Below are 15,525 nucleotides of genomic sequence, written 5' to 3' on the forward strand. Positions count from 1 at the left end.
CCTGGCATCTTCCCCGGAGCTAGCGGCGGCGCGGGCCGAGGCAAAGCGGCGGTCAGCCGCGGCTGCGGGCGATCTTCTTGTAGCGCGCCAGCCAGGTCTCGACCTCGGGCAGGCGGGTGCGCGCCACCGGCACCTCCTTGTCGTTGGTCAGCCGCACCACGTGGCGCTTACCGTCATGGATCAGCGCGCCCGCCGCGCGGTGCGGCACCCAGAAGGAGCGATGCGGCTGGAAGCCGTCCTCGGGCCGGGTCTGGGCGACCACATCGGCCAGCCGCGCGCGCTGGGTCAGGACCCGGTCCTCGAGCGTGACCTGGACGTGGTGCTGCCGGGCCTCGATCAGGAGCACCCGTTCGATCGGCACCCGGGTGGAGCCGACGACCAGCGCGCGGCCCTCGGGGTCTTCGGTCGGGGCCGCCGGGGCAGGGGGCGCGGCCTCGGCCTCCGGCGTGGCGGGCGCGGGCGCGCGCCGCGCCGGGGCCCGCGGCGCCTCGAGCGGCGGCAGCCCGCCGCGCCGGGCGATGGCGGGATAGGCAAAGAGGAAGAAGACGCTGTCGAAGAAGCCCACCAGCATCAGGATGCCGACCATCCGGCGCAGCGAGATCAGGCTGGCCTCGGGTCCGCCCGCGGTCCGCGCCAGCACCTCGAGCGCCAGCACCATGAGCGTCGCGGTCACGAGCCCCGCCGCCACCGTCGGCACCCGCGGGCGCAGCCGCTCGGGCAGCATGGCCAGCACCGCGGGCAGCGCGCAGAAGATCAGCACGTAGCCCAGCGTCACCCCGAAATAGAGCGGCGGCAGCACCGGCGCGGGAAAGACCGTGCCGAGCGCGGCCGGATCGGTCGCCAGCAGCGTGGCGTAACACAACAGCAGGTAAAGCAGCCCGTAGGGCCGCAGCAACACCCGGGCCAGCCGGCCCGATGACAGCTCGAAGGGCCGCCCGGCGAGGTCGAGAAAGACCAGCCGCTGGATCAGAAATCGTCTCACGATATACGGTCGCGCATGTGAAGGGGGATGCGGTCTAAACTGGGAAAACGGGACCGCCCGGGCGGGCGGTCTCGGAGGGGCAAAATCTGCGCGACGCGGAGGCCGTAAATCTGGCTGCGCAGGCACGCACAGGACTACTCCCGAAATGCGTGTTCATGCAAGTGCCCGCACACTCTATGATTCTTGGCGTGACCCGGATGCCCCAAGGAGAGACCACATGAGCTGGAACCCCGCGCTTGATCCGCATTGCCCGACCGGAGACGAGGTCGACGCCATCGAGACCGTGATCGTCCCGCGCGCCCGTGACCTGGGCGGTTTCGAGGTCCGCCGCGCGCTGCCCGCGCCGCGCCGGCAGATGTTCGGACCCTTCATCTTCTTCGACCAGATGGGGCCGGCCGAGCTGCTGCCGAGCCGGGGGCTCGACGTGCGGCCGCATCCGCATATCGGGCTGGCGACGATCTCCTATCTCTTCGACGGGCGGATGCATCACCGCGACAGCCTGGGCACCGATGCCTGGATCGAGCCGGGCGCGGTGAACTGGATGGTCGCGGGCCATGGCATCACCCATTCCGAGCGCACCGACGACGCGACCCAGCGCCAGGCCATGCCGTTCTTCGGCATCCAGACCTGGGTGGCGCTGCCCAAGGACCACGAGGACCGCGCGCCGGACTTCCAGCATGCCGCCGCCTCGGCGCTGCCGCTCCTGACCGGCGAGGGCAAGGAGGTGCGGCTGATCCTCGGGCGCGCCTGGGGCGAGGAAGCCCCGGTCGAGACCGCCTCCGAGATGTTCTACGCCGACGCGCAGCTGGCGCCCGGCGCGGCGATTCCCCTGCCGGACGACCACGAGGACCGCGGCGTCTACGTGGTCTCGGGCGCCATCGAGATCGCGGGCCAGCGCTTCGAGGCGGGGCAGATGATGGTCTTCCGCCCCGGCGACCGACTGTCGCTGCGCGCGGGCGAGCAAGGCGCGCGGGTGATGCTCCTCGGCGGTGCGACGCTCGAGGGGCCGCGCTACATCTGGTGGAACTTCGTGGCCTCCTCGAAGGAGCGGATCGAGGCCGCGAAAGAGGCCTGGCGGGCCGAGGATTGGGCCCATGGCCGCTTCCAGCTGCCGCCCGGCGATGACGGCGAGTTCATCCCCCTGCCGCCGCGCTAGCGGGCTTCCGCGGGGTCGCGAAAAAAGCCCGCAATCCGGGCACGGAAACCGCTTGACGGGGGAAGGACACCCGCCTAGAACGCGCGGCACGCCCGGGGGCACCGGGCGAACAGCGAGCGGTTGTAGCTCAGATGGTTAGAGTACCGGCCTGTCACGCCGGGGGTCGCGGGTTCGAGCCCCGTCAACCGCGCCACGCTGTTCCGATCCGAAGGTGCCCCTAGACGCTACGCGGTTGTAGCTCAGATGGTTAGAGTACCGGCCTGTCACGCCGGGGGTCGCGGGTTCGAGCCCCGTCAACCGCGCCACTTCTTCTAAAGAGATGAGATGAGTGAGGCGTCGCGCCCGACTGGGGCTGCGGCGTGGTTTTGTGTTTGGGGTGAGGTGGTTAGGGCATGGTGGTGGTCGGGCGAATGAGGCCGGGCGGCCCGAGTGCTCAGCCTGCGGTCCGCCGTGTAGGGCAGGGTGTCCCGGAGGCTCCGCAAATGGCCGGCCTTGCGGGGCAGGGTGGCTTCGGTGCTTCCCCCGTGTGGCGGTGAGCGCAGCCGGGCGGGTCAGGGCCGCTCCCGTTGTGCCACCCATCTCGGAGCCAGCATAGTCCCCGTCCGAGCGAGCCGCGCCCGGCCCCCCTCTCCACAAAAAAGAAAAGGCGCCCGAAGGCGCCGTTCTCTTCACGTCCAGACAGGTCGCTTGTCGCGCGGTGGCCTCAGCTGCCCCAGCTCCGCACCGGGCCGCAGTCCATGTGCACGAAGTTCGAGCCCGAGTAGCGCCCGACGCCGCCCGCCCGGCAGGCCATGGCGGCCTTGGCGACCTGGTGCACCGAGCGCGAGGCCAGCCGCAGGTCGGCCGCTTCGCCGCGCAGGTGCCGCGAGTTCTTCGCCACCCCCGAGGAGCGCGCGCGCAGCATCGAGTTGGTCTCGGGGCTGCGGTAGCCCGAGATCAGCATGTAGGGCTCGTTTGCGTCCAGAAGGTTGTGCGAGGCGGCCATGATGTCGATCGTGCGCAGATCGATGTTCTTGACCTTGTTGTTCCGCCAGTCGCGCATGAAATGCGTGATCTCCTGCACCGCGTCGGCGATATAATCCCCGTCGACCCAGTAGATCATGTCGATGCGTTCCCCGGTGCGCCCGGAATACATCTTGATGCGACGGATGTCGCCACCACCCCGAAGGAACCCAGCCGCATTCGCGAAGGTTGGAGCTGCGGTGACTGCTGTCGCAGCGAAGGCCTGCAAGAGGCCACGGCGGGTGAACCCGCCCGTCCGTAGGTCTGTCATAGAAAACCTGTCCCGTTTTCTGTCCTGTATCGCGCACCTCGTTGGGCGCGCCTGCCATCTTCCCCCAGATGTCTTAATGGTTATTGCACAGTCGGGTTTTTCTCGGAAGGCCGACGGGCCGGATTGTTCCGAGATACAATGGGTTTCGGCGAAATATTGCTCAAAACGCCGGGATGTTGCCCGAATGCCGCGTGGCAAGGCGGCCTTGTGACCCTGCGGCAAAAGGTGCAAAAAAGATTTTCCGCATGAGGGAAATGTGAATGGACAGATGCGTTGGTTCACAGATCAACTGTCCTCAACCCCTTCTGTCCGCCCGTTGTTTCGAGACCTTTCCATGATGTTTCCCCGTGCCTTCCGCTTTCGCATGGCTGCCGCCGCGGCCCTTGTCTCCCTGGGCCTGACGGCGCTGCCCGCGCCGGCGCTGGCACAGGTGACCGCCTTCAAGCAGGCGGTGGCCGAAACCGTGGCGGAGCACGACGGGCTCAACGATTTCTACCGCGCGCGGCTGTTCGAGCCGGTCTGGACCGGCGGCGAGGCCCTGCACCGCGACCGCCGCGCCATGCTGATCGACGCCATGCGCCGGGTCGAAGCCCATGGCATCCCCGCCGCGCGCCACGACGCCGACCGCCTTTACCGGATGCTGCGCGCCGCCGACACGCCGCGCGCCCGGGGCGAGGCCGAGGTCGAGATGTCGCTCGCCTACCTGCGGCTGGCGCGCGACCTGCAGACCGGCATCCTCGACCCGCGCGAGGTGGTGCGCGCGATCAAGCGCGACCCCGAGGCCCGCAGCCCCGAGGACCTCCTGGCCCGGCTCGGCAGCGAGGAGCCGCGCGCGCTCTTCCGGTCGCTGGCGCCGCAAAGCCCCGAATACGTGCGCCTCATGGCGACCCGCGTGGCGCTCGAGGATCAGCGCGCCCGCGGCGGCTGGGGCCCGGCGGTGCGCGCCTCCAAGCTCTCGCCCGGCGACAGCGGCGAGGCGGTGGTGGCGCTGCGCAACCGGCTCGTCTCCATGGGCTACCTCGGCCATACCTCGACCGCCTTCTACGACCGCGCCATGGAGCGCGCGGTGCGCGACTTCCAGGAAGACCACGGCCAGGAGATCGACGGGGTGGCGGGCGACGCCACGCTCTCGGCCCTGAACGTCGGCATCGACGAGCGGCTGAAGTCGGTCATCGTCGCGATGGAGCGCGAGCGCTGGATGAACCGCCCCGGCGGGCTCGGCGAACGCCACATCAAGGTGAACCTGACCGAGTTCAAGGCGCGCATCTACGACGACGACAAGGTGACCTTCGAGACCCGCGCCGTGGTCGGCTCGCGCGAGAGCGACCGCCAGACGCCCGAGTTCTCGGATGTCATGGAGTTCATGGAGATCAACCCGAGCTGGTATGTCCCGCGCTCGATCGTGGTGAACGAATACCTGCCGATGCTGCGCCGCAATCCCTACTCGGTCTCGCATCTCGAGATCACCGACAGCCGGGGCCGGCAGGTCAACCGCGGGCGCGGCTTCTCGCAATACAGCGCCTCGAGCTTCCCCTTCTCCATGCGCCAGCCGCCGGGGCCGAAGAACGCGCTCGGGTCGGTGAAGTTCATGTTCCCGAACCGCTACAACATCTACCTGCACGACACGCCCGCGCAGAGCCTCTTTTCGCGCACCGTGCGGACCTTCTCGCATGGCTGCGTGCGGCTGAACGACCCGCATGACTTCGCTTATGCGCTGCTCGCCAAGCAGGAGGCCGACCCGGTGGGCTTCTTCCAGAACCACCTCGGCAAGCGCAGCACCGTGCGGGTGAACCTCGAGACCAAGGTGCCGGTGCATCTGATCTACCGGACCGCCTTCACCACCGCCAAGGGCCGGACCCAGTACCGCGACGACATCTACGGCCGTGACGCGCAGATCTGGCGCGCGCTCGAGGCCTCGGGGGTTTCGCTGGGCGGTCTTCAAAGCTAAACCACCCGGGCAGGCAGGCCCGGAGGTGACATGACCAGCCATCGTCTCGACGCGATCGCCAAGGCCCTCGGCCTCGAGGCCGTGGGCCGGACTGACATCGCCCTGTCAGGCGTCGCCGAGCCGCAGGACTGCCCGGCCGACCGGCTGGCGCTGGCGATGAAGCCCGACTACGCCGAGGGGCTCGCGCAGGGTCAGGCGCGGGCGGCGATCCTCTGGGACGGGGCGGACTGGCAGGGCTACGGGCTCGAGGGGGCGATCCTCGCCCCCCGGCCGCGATTCGCGCTCTCGGGGCTCTCGGCCATGATGGATCCCGGCGCGGGCTATGCCCCCGGCATTTCCGAGATGACCTCGATCGACCCCAGCGCAGAGATCGGCGCGGATGTCAGCATCGGCGCCTTCGCGGTGATTGGCGCGGGCGCCAAGATCGGCGCGGGCACGGTGATCGGCCCGCAGGCCTTTGTCGGCGCCGAGACGGTGATCGGCGAGGGCGGTCTGATCCACGCCGGGGCGCGGATCGGCGCGCGCTGCACGCTGGGCGACCGGGTGATCCTGCAGCCCGGCGCGGTGATCGGCGGGGACGGTTTCTCCTTCGTGACCCCCGAGGCCTCGGGCGCCGAGAAGGCCCGCGAGAGCCTCGGCGGCGAGGCCGCGGCCGAAGGCCAGCCCTGGGCGCGCATCCATTCGCTCGGCGGCGTGACGCTCGGCGACGACGTCGAGGTCGGCGCGAACACCACCATCGACCGCGGCACCGTGCGCGACACCCGGATCGGCCGGGGCACCAAGATCGACAGCCTCGTGCAGGTCGGCCACAACGTGGTGGTGGGCGAGCATTCGCTGCTTTGCGGGCTGGTCGGCATCGGCGGCTCGACCGAGATCGGCTCCTTCGTGGTGCTGGGCGGCAAGACCGGGGTCAGCGACAACCTGCGGATCGGCGACAACGTGATCTGCGGCGGCGCGACGGTGGTGCTGTCCTCGATCCCCAAGGGGCGCGTGGTGCTGGGCTACCCGGCGGTGAAGATGGATCAGCAGATCGAGATCTTCAAAGCCATGCGCCGGCTGCCACGGCTCGCGCGCGAGGTCGCGGCCCTGCGCAAGGCGGTTTCAAAACCCGCCGCCAGCGAGTAGAGCGCAAGACAACAATCGCTTCGGGAAAGATCTGGGATGGATATCAGGACCAAGGTGATCGAGATCCTCGCCGAACAGGCGGTGCTGGAGCCCTCGGACGTGCGCGAGGAGATGACCCTCGAGGAGCTGGGCATCGACAGCATGGGGCTGGTGGAATCGATCTTCGCCATCGAGGAAGCCTTCGACATCTCCGTACCCTTCAACGCCAACGACCCCCAGGAAAGCGACTTCGACATCACCTCGGTGGCCAAGATCGCCGATGGGGTCGAGCGGCTCGTGGCCGACCAGAAGGCGTGAGACGGGTCGTCATCACCGGGGCCGGCACGATCAACGCGCTGGGCCTGTCGGTGCCCGCCACGCTCGAGGCCATGCGCGAGGGCCGCTGCGGCATCGGCCCCCTGGAGATGCGCGACACCGACCGGCTGGCGGTGAAGATCGGCGGCCAGGTCAAGGGTTTCGACCCCGAGGCGGTCTTCAACCGCCAGCAGATCGCGCTTTATGACCGCTACACCCAGTTCACCCTGATCGCCGCCGAGGAGGCGATCCGCCAGTCGGGCCTCGAGTTCGACGGCGAGCTGGCAGCGAAATCGGGCGTGGTGCTCGGCACCTCGGGCGGCGGTCTGACGACACAGGACGAGAACTATCGCGCGGTCTACGAGGAGGGGAAGAACCGGGTGCATCCCTTCGTGGTGCCGAAGCTGATGAACAACGCCGCCTGTTCGCACGTCTCGATGCAATACAACATCAAGGGGCCGAGCTTCACCGTGGCCTCGGCCTGTTCCTCGTCGAACCACGCCATGGGCCAGGCCTTCTGGTTCGTGCGCTCGGGCATGGCGCCGGTCATGGTCACCGGCGGCTCGGAATCCATGCTGTGCTTCGGCGGCATCAAGGCCTGGGAGGGGTTGCGGGTGATGTCGAAGGACGGCTGCCGGCCCTTCTCGGCGACCCGCAACGGCATGGTGCAGGGCGAGGGCGCCGGCATCTTCGTCTTCGAGGACTACGAGCACGCGAAGGCGCGCGGCGCCGAGATCCTCGCCGAGGTGGCGGGCTTTGCCATGTCCTCGGATGCCGCCGACATCGTCATGCCCTCGAAACAGGGCGCGGCGCGGGCGATCTCGGGTGCGCTGAGCGACGCGGGGATCGCGAAGGACAAGATCGGCTACATCAACGCCCATGGCACCGGGACCGCGGCGAACGACAAGACCGAATGCGCCGCGGTGGCCGATGTTTTCGGCACCCACGCCGACGATCTGATGATCTCGTCGACGAAGTCGATGCACGGCCATTGCATCGGCGCCACCGGCGCGGTGGAGCTTCTGGCCTGCATCATGGCGCTGAAGGACGGGGTGATCGCGCCGACCATCGGCTACGAGGAGCCCGACCCCGAATGCGCCCTCGACTGCGTGCCGAACGAGGCCCGCGAGGCCCGGATCGAGGCCGCGCTCTCCAACGCCTTCGCCTTCGGCGGGCTGAACGCGGTGCTGGCGCTGCGCAAGGTCTGAGGCGGGGGCGGCTCTCGTTCTTCGTGATCTGCTCGACCCAGCGGAGCGGGGCCATGGGCCCCGCGCATGTCTGGCCCCCGGTCCCGCTGGCGCGGGTCCGGGCGCGGGCGAGGGGGCTGTCTGCCCCCTCGCGCTCCCCCGAGAGGTATTTGAGGCCCGGTCAGGCCTGCAGGGGGTTGGTGCGACACCCGACTGTCAGCTAGGGTTGACAGGTGTCGGGGAACGGGAGGGCACATGCCACGCGACAGCGCGGGACTCATGGTGCCGGAGATCGGCGGCGCGGCGCGGCCGGGGCTCTGCACCGATTGCGGCGTGAGCCGCATGGGCGACGGCCGGGCCTGCGGGCGGGCCTGCCAGTTCATCCAGCCGGATTATCCCGGGCTCGAGGCCCAGGTGCACGGCCGCGCGGCGGAGCCCGGGGGTGACGAGGGCTTCTTCGGGGTCACCCGGGCGATGTATCGCGCGTCGCTCGATCCGCCCCTGCCGGGGGCGCAATGGACCGGCATTGCCTCGGCGCTCGGGGCGCAGCTTCTTGAGGACGGGGCGGTCGACGCGGTCCTCGCCGTGGCGCCGCATCCCGAGGACCGCTGGCGGCCCATGTCGGTGGTGGTCACAGATCCCGCCGACATGGCCCGCACCCGGGGCATGCGCATGGGCTTCGCGCCGCTTCTCGCGGCGCTGGAGCCCGCGCGGGACGCGGGCCACAGGCGCATCGCGGTGATCGGCATTCCCTGCCAGGTCTACGCGCTGCGGGCGCTCGAGGCGGAACTGGGCTTCGAGGAGATCACCGTCATCGGCACGCCCTGTTCGGACAACACCACCACCGAGAACTTCCACGCCTTCCTCGCGCGGCTCGATCCCGCGCCCGAGCGGATTTCCTATCTGGAGTTCCGCGCCGACTACTGGGTCGAGCTGCGCTTCGACGACGGGCGGCCGCCGCGCGAGGTGCCCTTCCTGAGCCTGCCCCTGTCGGATCTGTCGGCGGATTTCTTCCCGCTGACCTGCCGGACCTGCGTCGATTACAGCAACCGGCTGGCCGATGTGACCGTGGGCTACATGGGCGGCGAAGGGCAGCAGTGGCTGATCGTGCGCAACGCCCGGGGCGCGGCGCTTCTCGATCGGCTGGGGCCGCGGCTGAAGCGCGCCGCCCCGGGCTCGAAGGGCGCGCGGGCCGGCGCGGTCCGGGGCTTCATGGGCAATGTCGAGCGCGCCGCGGGCGGGCTGCCGGTGCGGCGGATGCCGGGCTGGTTGCGGCCGCTGGTGTCCTTCCTGCAGCCGCGCATCGGGCCGCGCGGGCTGGAGTTCGCCCGGGCCCGGCTCGAGATGAAGGCCATCGAGACCGTGCTGCACCTGCGCCGCTGCCACCCCGCGCGGATCAAGAACATGGTGCCCGCGCATGTCTGGCGGCTGGTCCGGCCTTACGGGCTTGAGCCCCGCGAGGACGAGACGCGGTGAGGCTTTCCTTGGCACCGCATTTGCCCTAGCCCTGTCGCGCAAGACAGAAGGTTTGAGCGGCGGAGGGGCAGCGATGATTCCGGTGACCGGCATGACGGGCGAGCGCGTGGGCGTCCTGGGACTGGGCCGCTCGGGCCTCTCGGCGGCGCGGGCGCTGGCGGCGGGCGGGGCGCATCCGGTCCTCTGGGACGACACGCCGGACGCCCGCGCCCGGGCCGAGGCCGAGGGCTTCGAGGTCACGGCGCTGGCCTCATCCGCGGTCATGGCGGAGCTGACGCTCCTGGTGGTCTCGCCGGGCATCCCGCATCTCTATCCCGCGCCGAACCCGGCGGTTGCCGCGGCCTGGGAGGCGGGCGTGCCGGTCGACAACGACATCGGGCTGTTCTTCCGGGCCCTGGCCTCGGGCGACTGGATGGAATTTGACAGCCCGCCCAAGGTGGTGGCGGTCACCGGCTCGAACGGCAAGTCGACGACCTCGGCGCTGATCCGGCACATCCTGGCCGAGGCCGGGCGGCCGGTGGATCTGGCGGGCAACATCGGGCGCGGGGTGCTCGACCTCGATCCGCCGGGCGACGGGGCGGTGATCGTGCTGGAGCTGTCGTCCTACCAGACCGAGCTGGCGCGGGCGCTGACGCCGGACATCGCGGTCTTCACCAATCTGACCGCCGATCACCTCGACCGGCACGCCGGGCTCGGCGGCTATTTCGCCGCCAAGCGCCGGCTCTTCGCCGAGGGCGGGCCGGACCGCGCGGTGATCGGCGTCGACGAGCCCGAGGGCCGGTTCCTCGCCAACCAGATCGCCACGTCGCCCGGCGACGACCGGCTGATCCGGGTCTCGGTCGGGCAAAAGCCGCAGGGGCCGGGCTGGCAGGTCATGGCGCGCAAGGGGTTCCTGAGCGAATGGCGCAAGGGCAAGCAGGTCGGTGCCATCGACCTGCGCCAGATCCCCGGGCTGCCCGGGGCGCATAACCACCAGAACGCCTGCGCGGCCTATGCGGCGGTCCGGGCGCTGGGGCTCGGGCCGCGGCAGATCGAGGCGGCGCTGGGCAGCTTCCGGGGCCTGCCGCACCGCAGCCAGATCGTCGCCGAGGCGGGCGGCGTGCGCTACGTCAACGACAGCAAGGCGACCAACGTGGATTCGGCTCTGAAGGCGCTGCAGGCCTTCGACAAGATCCGCTGGGTCTGCGGCGGGCTGATGAAGGAAGGCGGGCTTTCGGCGCTGGAGCCGGGGCTGGCCCATGTCAGCAAGGCCTATGTGATCGGCCGCGAGGCGGCGCAATTCGCGCTGGGGCTGACCGGGGTCGAGGTGGAGATCTGCACCGACATGGCGACCGCCGTGGCCGCCGCCCATCGCGACGCCCTGCCGGGCGAGACGGTGCTGCTGGCCCCGGCGGCGGCAAGTTTCGACCAATACGACAACTTCGAGAAGCGCGGCGAGGATTTCGCCGCCGAGGTGGCGCGGGTGACGGGCGGCTGACGCCCGCCTGACGGCCTTAGCCGCGCGGCATCTCGGGCGGCTGGCGCAGCACCGCCAGGTGGCCCGCGTCCAGGGCGCCGGGGTGGATCGCGCCGATCTGCGCGGGGATCTTCGGCAGCTGCAGAAGCCGCGCGATGGCGAAGCGATGCGCCGCGCCGCCCGAGCGCATCAGCGTGCCGTCCCGCGCGATATGCACCAGCACCCCGCCGTGTTCGCGGCGGTAGCTCTCGGGCGTCTCCGAGCGCGGGCGCAGCCCTTCGCGCTTGGCGTAGCTCCAGAGCTTGTCGAGCCGCGCGTAGCGGCGGTCGAGCGCGTCCAGGTCCTTCAGCCCGTCGGGGCGGCCACCCGCCAGGATCTCGGCCTTGAGGCGGTGATAGATCGGGGTCTCCGACCAGGGCACGCCCTCGACGAAATGCAGCCGGCAGGACAGCGCCTTGTCGCTTTCGGGCAGGGGCAGGCGCGAGAGGTCCCAGTCGCCGGGGATCACCTGGCCCGAGTTGTGCCGCCGGAGCGGGAAGGTCTTGCCGCCGGAATAGACGTGGTTCACCGCCATCGGATCGACCCAGAGGCATTCGTCGCTCTGCGGGGCGCCCGCGCCGAAGCGCAGCCGGTTCCAGAGATCGCGCGCGGTCTTGCGCGGCACCTGCGCGCGGATCGCGCGGGTGATGCGGGTCGGCAGGCTTTTCTTGGCGGCTTTGGTCATGACGACGGATTTGTAACCATCGCATGACGTTTTCAAGCGTCTTCTGTGCGGCTGTCGCCGGGCTGTTACCTAGGCGTCATGCCCGGCAATGGCGCGGCCCGCGGCCCAGCCCGAGGACCAGGCCCATTGGAAGTTGTAGCCGCCGAGCCAGCCGGTCACGTCCAGCGCCTCGCCGATGATGTAGAGGCCGGGCAGGCGTTCGGACTGCATGGTCTTCGAGGATACGCCCTCGGTCGCGACCCCGCCCAGGGTCACCTCGGCGGTGCGGTAACCCTCGGAGCCCGCGGGGCGCAGTTCCCAGTGCTGAAGCGCCCGGCAGAGCGCCGCGATGCGCGCGTCCGAGAGATCGCCGAGCCGGCCCGAAAGGTCGATCTCCTCGGCGAGGTGGTCGACCAGCCGCTGCGGCAGGTGGTGGGCAAGCTCGGTGGTGAGCTGGCGCTTGCCGCTGCTGTGGCGCTTCTCCGACAGAAGCTCCGCCAAGGGCGTCTCGGGGAGGAGGTCCAGCGCCAGGCTCTCGCCCTCGCGCCAGTAGCTCGAGATCTGCAGCACCGCCGGGCCCGAGAGCCCGCGATGGGTGAAAAGGAGCGCCTCGTCGAAGCTGGTGCCGTTGCAGCTGGCGCGCGCCGGGGTCGAGACGCCCGAGATCGGCTTGAAGCGCCCGTCGGGGAAGGTCAGCGGCACCAGCGCCGGACGGGTCTCGGTCAGGACATGGCCGAAGCGCTCGGCAATCTCATAGGCAAGGCCGGTGGCGCCCATCTTGGGGATCGACTTGCCGCCGGTCGCGAGCACGAGGTTCCGCGCGGTCACGGTGCGGCTTGCGCCCTCGCGCTCGAAGGTGGCGCGGAAGCGCCCGTCGGCATGCTCGAGCGCGGAGAGCCTGGTCGAAAGCCAGAGCTCGGCGCCCGCCGCCGCCATGTCATCGCGCAGCATGGCGATGATCTCCTTGGCGCTGCCGTCGCAGAAAAGCTGCCCCAGCGTCTTTTCGTGCCAGGCGATCCCGGCCTCGGAGACCCGCGAGATGAAATCCCACTGCGTGTAGCGCGACAGGGCGGACTTGTGGAAATGCGGGTTGCCGCCCAGGAAGCGCTCGAAGCGGACGTCGAGATTGGTGAAATTGCAGCGCCCGCCGCCAGAGATGCGGATCTTCTCGCCCGGGGCCTTGGCGTGGTCGACGACCAGCGTGCCCGGTCCCGCATGGGCCGCGCACATCATGCCGGCCGCGCCGGCGCCGAGGATCAGCGTTGTCACTTCCATGTCGCGCGGAAAGCACGCGCGGCGGCAATTCGCAAGCGCGCCGATGCCGCGGCTTCCCAGGTTCGGGGCTTTTGCTAGACTTTCGGGACAAGCGTCAGGATGGACGCGCGAGCAGGGTTCCCGTTGTGCAGGTTTGTGTTCAAAGCGCAGCGCCCGAGGAAACCGTGGTCTTTCTTCCGGGCCATGGCGCGACGGGTCACGTCTTTGCCCATCAGGTGCAGGCGCTGGCGCTCGACCGGTTGGTGAGCCTGGTGCTGCCGCAGGGCGCGGCCCGGGTCGAGGAGATCGCGCAGCGCATCCTGCCCTGCCTGCCGCCGCGGGTGGCGCTGGTGGGCCATGGGCTTGGTGGTGCTGTGGCGCTCGAGATCCAGCGGCAGCTGCCGGCGCGGGTCACGCGAATTGCGCTGATCGCCGCGGCGCCTTTTGCCGAGACCCCGACCGAGGCCGCCGCGCGCGAGGCGCGGATGATCGCGCTGCGCGCCGGGCGGATCGCCGATTGGGTCACGCGGGAGTTCCCGGCGGGCGCCATCTCCGAGGTGGCCGAACGCGGACGGCTCGGCGCGGTCCTCTCGGGCATGGCCGAGGTCATGGGCGCCGAGACGCTCCTGGCGCAGTCCCGCGCCATGCAGCGCCGGCCCGACCAGCAGGCGGTTCTGCGCCGCTGCCTCGCGCCGATCCTGGTGCTGGGGGGTACCGAGGATCCGCTGATCCGCGCCCGGCGGCTCGAGGTGACGGCGGGGCTGGCGCCGGTGGGCGAGCTTTGCCTGATCCCCGGCGCCGGGCATTTCCCCATGCTCGAGGCGCCGCAGCTCGTGGCCGAGGCGCTGCGCGACTTCATGGCCCGGAGCCTGATCCTGCGCCGGCGCGCCGCGGATTGACGCGGGCCGCGGGCCGGCGTATCGCCCGGGACGCGCGGAGGGCCGGACGGCCGCCTCGGCCGGGGGTCACCCCGCCGGGGAGGAAAGTCCGGACTCCTTGAAGCGACGGTGCCGGGTAACGCCCGGGCAGGGCAACCTGACGGAAAGCGCCACAGAGAACAGACCACCGCCGGCGCGTCCGGCGGCCAGGGTGAAACGGTGGGGTAAGAGCCCACCGGGGGCCGGGCAACCGGACCCGCATGGCAAGCCCCACCGGGAGCAATGCCGCATAGGGACCCCGCGCGGGCTGATCCTTTCGGGGATATCGCCGCAGGGCCGCTTCAGCCCGAGGGGTCCGGGTTGGCAGCACGAGCCGGTCCGCGAGGGCCGGCCCAGATGAATGGTCGTCGCGGGCGGGGAGACCCGCCTGGCACAGAATCCGGCTTACAGGCCCTCCGCGCGAGATTCCGGGGCCCGCCCGGTTGACTTGACGGGCCTCTTGAGCAATACGCGGGCCTCAAAGAATTTCACGGGGGTGCGTGGCACCGCGCGCCCGCCCGAAGGAGACGACACGATGGCGAAGCCGACGACGATCAAGATCCGCCTGAACTCGACCGCAGGCACCGGCCACTTCTACGTGACCAAGAAGAACGCGCGCACGATGACCGAGAAGATGGTGATCAAGAAATACGATCCCGTCGCGCGCAAGCACGTCGAATACAAGGAGGGCAAGATCAAGTAATCTGCCCGATTTTTGATGTTCCGGAACGCCGCTCCCCCGGGGGGCGGCGTTTTTCGTGCGGGCGGTCCGGGGGGCGGGCTATTCTGGCCGCCCCACATTTCCGGACAGATTGATGATGTTGATTGATTCGCCGATGATCCGCCGGGCCCATGGCTCGGACTTTCCCGCCGTGGACCGGCTGTTTTCCACCGCCTACCCGGTGCTGCTGGCCGGGACCTACTCCGAGGAGGTCTGCGCCGGCGCGCTGCCGGTGATCGGGCGGGCGCAGCCCGAGCTGCTGCGGTCGGGCTCCTTCTTCCTGGTGCTGCGCGGGGCGCTCCTGGTCGGCGCCGGGGGCTGGACCCAGGCGGCGCCCGGCAGCGGCGCGCGCACGCCGGGCGTGGGCCATGTGCGCCACGTGGTGACCCATCACAACTACCAGCGCCAGGGCATCGGGCGGCGGCTTCTCGACTATATCATCGGCCATGCCCAGGGGCAGGGGATGCGCGAGCTGTCCTGTGTCTCGACGCTGAACGCCGAGCCCTTCTACGCCGCCATGGGCTTCGAGCGGCAGGGCCCGGTGACGGTGCCGCTGCCGGGCGGGGTGAAGCTGCCGGCCGTGGCGATGCGGGCGCGGTTGTGAGGGGGGGCTTTGGGGTGCGGTGGGTCGGCGCGTAAAGCTTGAGAGAGAGGCGCATTTCTCACGCCACTCCTTCTAAGCAGATCCTCACCACCAACACAGTGAGCCGTCCTTCCTTGCGCCCGACCAGCACCGAAGGTGCCGAGCGGGCTTTGGTTCGAAACGCGACACCGCACCCCGCGCCCCCTTGCGCCCGAATAGCACCGAAGGTGCCGGGCGCGCGCCGGACCGGCCCCTTGGGCCGGCGCTCCTTGGGGAGGTGCGCATAGCTATCCCCTAGCCCTGACCTTGTTGGGATAAAGCGCCCCGCTCAGAGGGCAGCTGCGCCGGCCCCCGGTCCGGCGCGCGCCCTCTGGTGTGCGGGGTGGGAGGGGGCGGTGTTGAGCGGTTGCGCGTCGGGCGGCAGGGCGGCGTGTGTTGGGCGTTGCAAAG

Annotated in this window: 14 protein-coding genes, 2 tRNA genes and 1 other RNA gene; 13 read left to right on the forward strand and 4 right to left on the reverse strand. The window is 70.2% G+C overall.

The features are described 5' to 3' along the window. Positions 1–52 precede the first annotated feature (52 nt). A complete protein-coding gene (locus ACX938_RS01470; RefSeq protein ID WP_459429687.1) occupies positions 53–982 on the reverse strand; it encodes a LytTR family DNA-binding domain-containing protein in 930 nt (309 codons plus the stop codon). A gap of 217 nt (positions 983–1,199) precedes the next feature. On the opposite strand from ACX938_RS01470, the gene ACX938_RS01475 reads away from it, so the two are divergent. The 3 genes from ACX938_RS01475 to ACX938_RS01485 all read left to right on the forward strand — a co-directional run bounded on the left by ACX938_RS01475 (position 1,200) and on the right by ACX938_RS01485 (position 2,443). Further along, on the forward strand, positions 1,200–2,138 hold the full coding sequence (locus ACX938_RS01475) for a pirin family protein (protein WP_459429688.1): 939 nt from the start codon (positions 1,200–1,202) through the stop codon (positions 2,136–2,138). Between the two features lie 116 nt (positions 2,139–2,254). Beyond that, positions 2,255–2,331, forward strand: a tRNA-Asp gene (locus ACX938_RS01480). Positions 2,332–2,366: 35 nt separating this feature from the next. Next, positions 2,367–2,443 (forward strand) — tRNA-Asp (locus ACX938_RS01485). Between the two features lie 398 nt (positions 2,444–2,841). Here the strand turns inward: ACX938_RS01485 and ACX938_RS01490 are convergent. Continuing rightward, positions 2,842–3,411 carry a YcbK family protein gene (locus ACX938_RS01490; RefSeq protein WP_232752326.1) on the reverse strand — a complete coding sequence of 190 codons (570 nt, stop codon included), beginning with the start codon at positions 3,409–3,411 and terminating at the stop codon, positions 2,842–2,844. Between the two features lie 334 nt (positions 3,412–3,745). On the opposite strand from ACX938_RS01490, the gene ACX938_RS01495 reads away from it, so the two are divergent. The 6 genes from ACX938_RS01495 to murD all read left to right on the forward strand — a co-directional run bounded on the left by ACX938_RS01495 (position 3,746) and on the right by murD (position 10,918). Then, positions 3,746–5,359 carry a L,D-transpeptidase family protein gene (locus ACX938_RS01495; RefSeq protein WP_232752325.1) on the forward strand — a complete coding sequence of 538 codons (1,614 nt, stop codon included), beginning with the start codon at positions 3,746–3,748 and terminating at the stop codon, positions 5,357–5,359. 30 nt (positions 5,360–5,389) lie between these two features. Beyond that, entirely contained in the window at positions 5,390–6,484 is a 1,095-nt protein-coding gene (locus ACX938_RS01500) for a UDP-3-O-(3-hydroxymyristoyl)glucosamine N-acyltransferase (RefSeq protein ID WP_459429689.1), read from the forward strand. Between the two features lie 36 nt (positions 6,485–6,520). Continuing rightward, positions 6,521–6,781 carry an acyl carrier protein gene (locus ACX938_RS01505; RefSeq protein WP_459429690.1) on the forward strand — a complete coding sequence of 87 codons (261 nt, stop codon included), beginning with the start codon at positions 6,521–6,523 and terminating at the stop codon, positions 6,779–6,781. Continuing rightward, complete coding sequence (locus ACX938_RS01510; RefSeq protein ID WP_459429691.1) at positions 6,778–7,986, forward strand: beta-ketoacyl-[acyl-carrier-protein] synthase family protein; 1,209 nt, start codon at positions 6,778–6,780, stop codon at positions 7,984–7,986. The genes ACX938_RS01505 and ACX938_RS01510 overlap by 4 nt, the downstream gene beginning before the upstream one ends. A 234-nt stretch (positions 7,987–8,220) precedes the next feature. Further along, a complete protein-coding gene (locus tag ACX938_RS01515; protein WP_459429692.1) occupies positions 8,221–9,441 on the forward strand; it encodes a Coenzyme F420 hydrogenase/dehydrogenase, beta subunit C-terminal domain in 1,221 nt (406 codons plus the stop codon). A 73-nt stretch (positions 9,442–9,514) separates the two neighbouring features. Then, the gene (gene murD / locus ACX938_RS01520; protein WP_459429693.1) at positions 9,515–10,918 is read left to right on the forward strand and encodes a UDP-N-acetylmuramoyl-L-alanine--D-glutamate ligase; all 1,404 of its coding nucleotides are present in this window, start codon (positions 9,515–9,517) and stop codon (positions 10,916–10,918) included. Between the two features lie 16 nt (positions 10,919–10,934). On the opposite strand, the gene ACX938_RS01525 is transcribed toward murD, so the two are convergent. Both ACX938_RS01525 and ACX938_RS01530 read right to left on the reverse strand, forming a co-directional pair. After that, positions 10,935–11,621 (reverse strand): hypothetical protein, encoded by a 687-nt coding sequence (locus ACX938_RS01525; protein WP_459429694.1) that lies wholly within the window; start codon positions 11,619–11,621, stop codon positions 10,935–10,937. A 69-nt stretch (positions 11,622–11,690) separates the two neighbouring features. Continuing rightward, on the reverse strand, positions 11,691–12,875 hold the full coding sequence (locus tag ACX938_RS01530) for a BaiN/RdsA family NAD(P)/FAD-dependent oxidoreductase (protein ID WP_459429695.1): 1,185 nt from the start codon (positions 12,873–12,875) through the stop codon (positions 11,691–11,693). A 164-nt stretch (positions 12,876–13,039) separates the two neighbouring features. On the opposite strand from ACX938_RS01530, the gene ACX938_RS01535 reads away from it, so the two are divergent. From ACX938_RS01535 to ACX938_RS01550, 4 genes are all read left to right on the forward strand, one after another. After that, positions 13,040–13,753: an alpha/beta fold hydrolase gene (locus ACX938_RS01535; RefSeq protein ID WP_459429696.1), complete on the forward strand. Its 714-nt coding sequence runs from the start codon at positions 13,040–13,042 to the stop codon at positions 13,751–13,753. A 34-nt stretch (positions 13,754–13,787) separates the two neighbouring features. Further along, an RNA gene (rnpB, locus tag ACX938_RS01540) (RNase P RNA component class A) lies at positions 13,788–14,195 on the forward strand. Between the two features lie 111 nt (positions 14,196–14,306). After that, positions 14,307–14,474 (forward strand): 50S ribosomal protein L33, encoded by a 168-nt coding sequence (rpmG, locus tag ACX938_RS01545; protein WP_218448217.1) that lies wholly within the window; start codon positions 14,307–14,309, stop codon positions 14,472–14,474. Between the two features lie 112 nt (positions 14,475–14,586). Next, positions 14,587–15,096, forward strand: a complete 510-nt coding sequence (locus ACX938_RS01550; RefSeq protein WP_459429697.1) for a GNAT family N-acetyltransferase — start codon at positions 14,587–14,589, stop codon at positions 15,094–15,096. The last annotated feature ends 429 nt before the right edge of the window (positions 15,097–15,525 follow it).

This window comes from Roseivivax sp. (assembly GCF_054552075.1).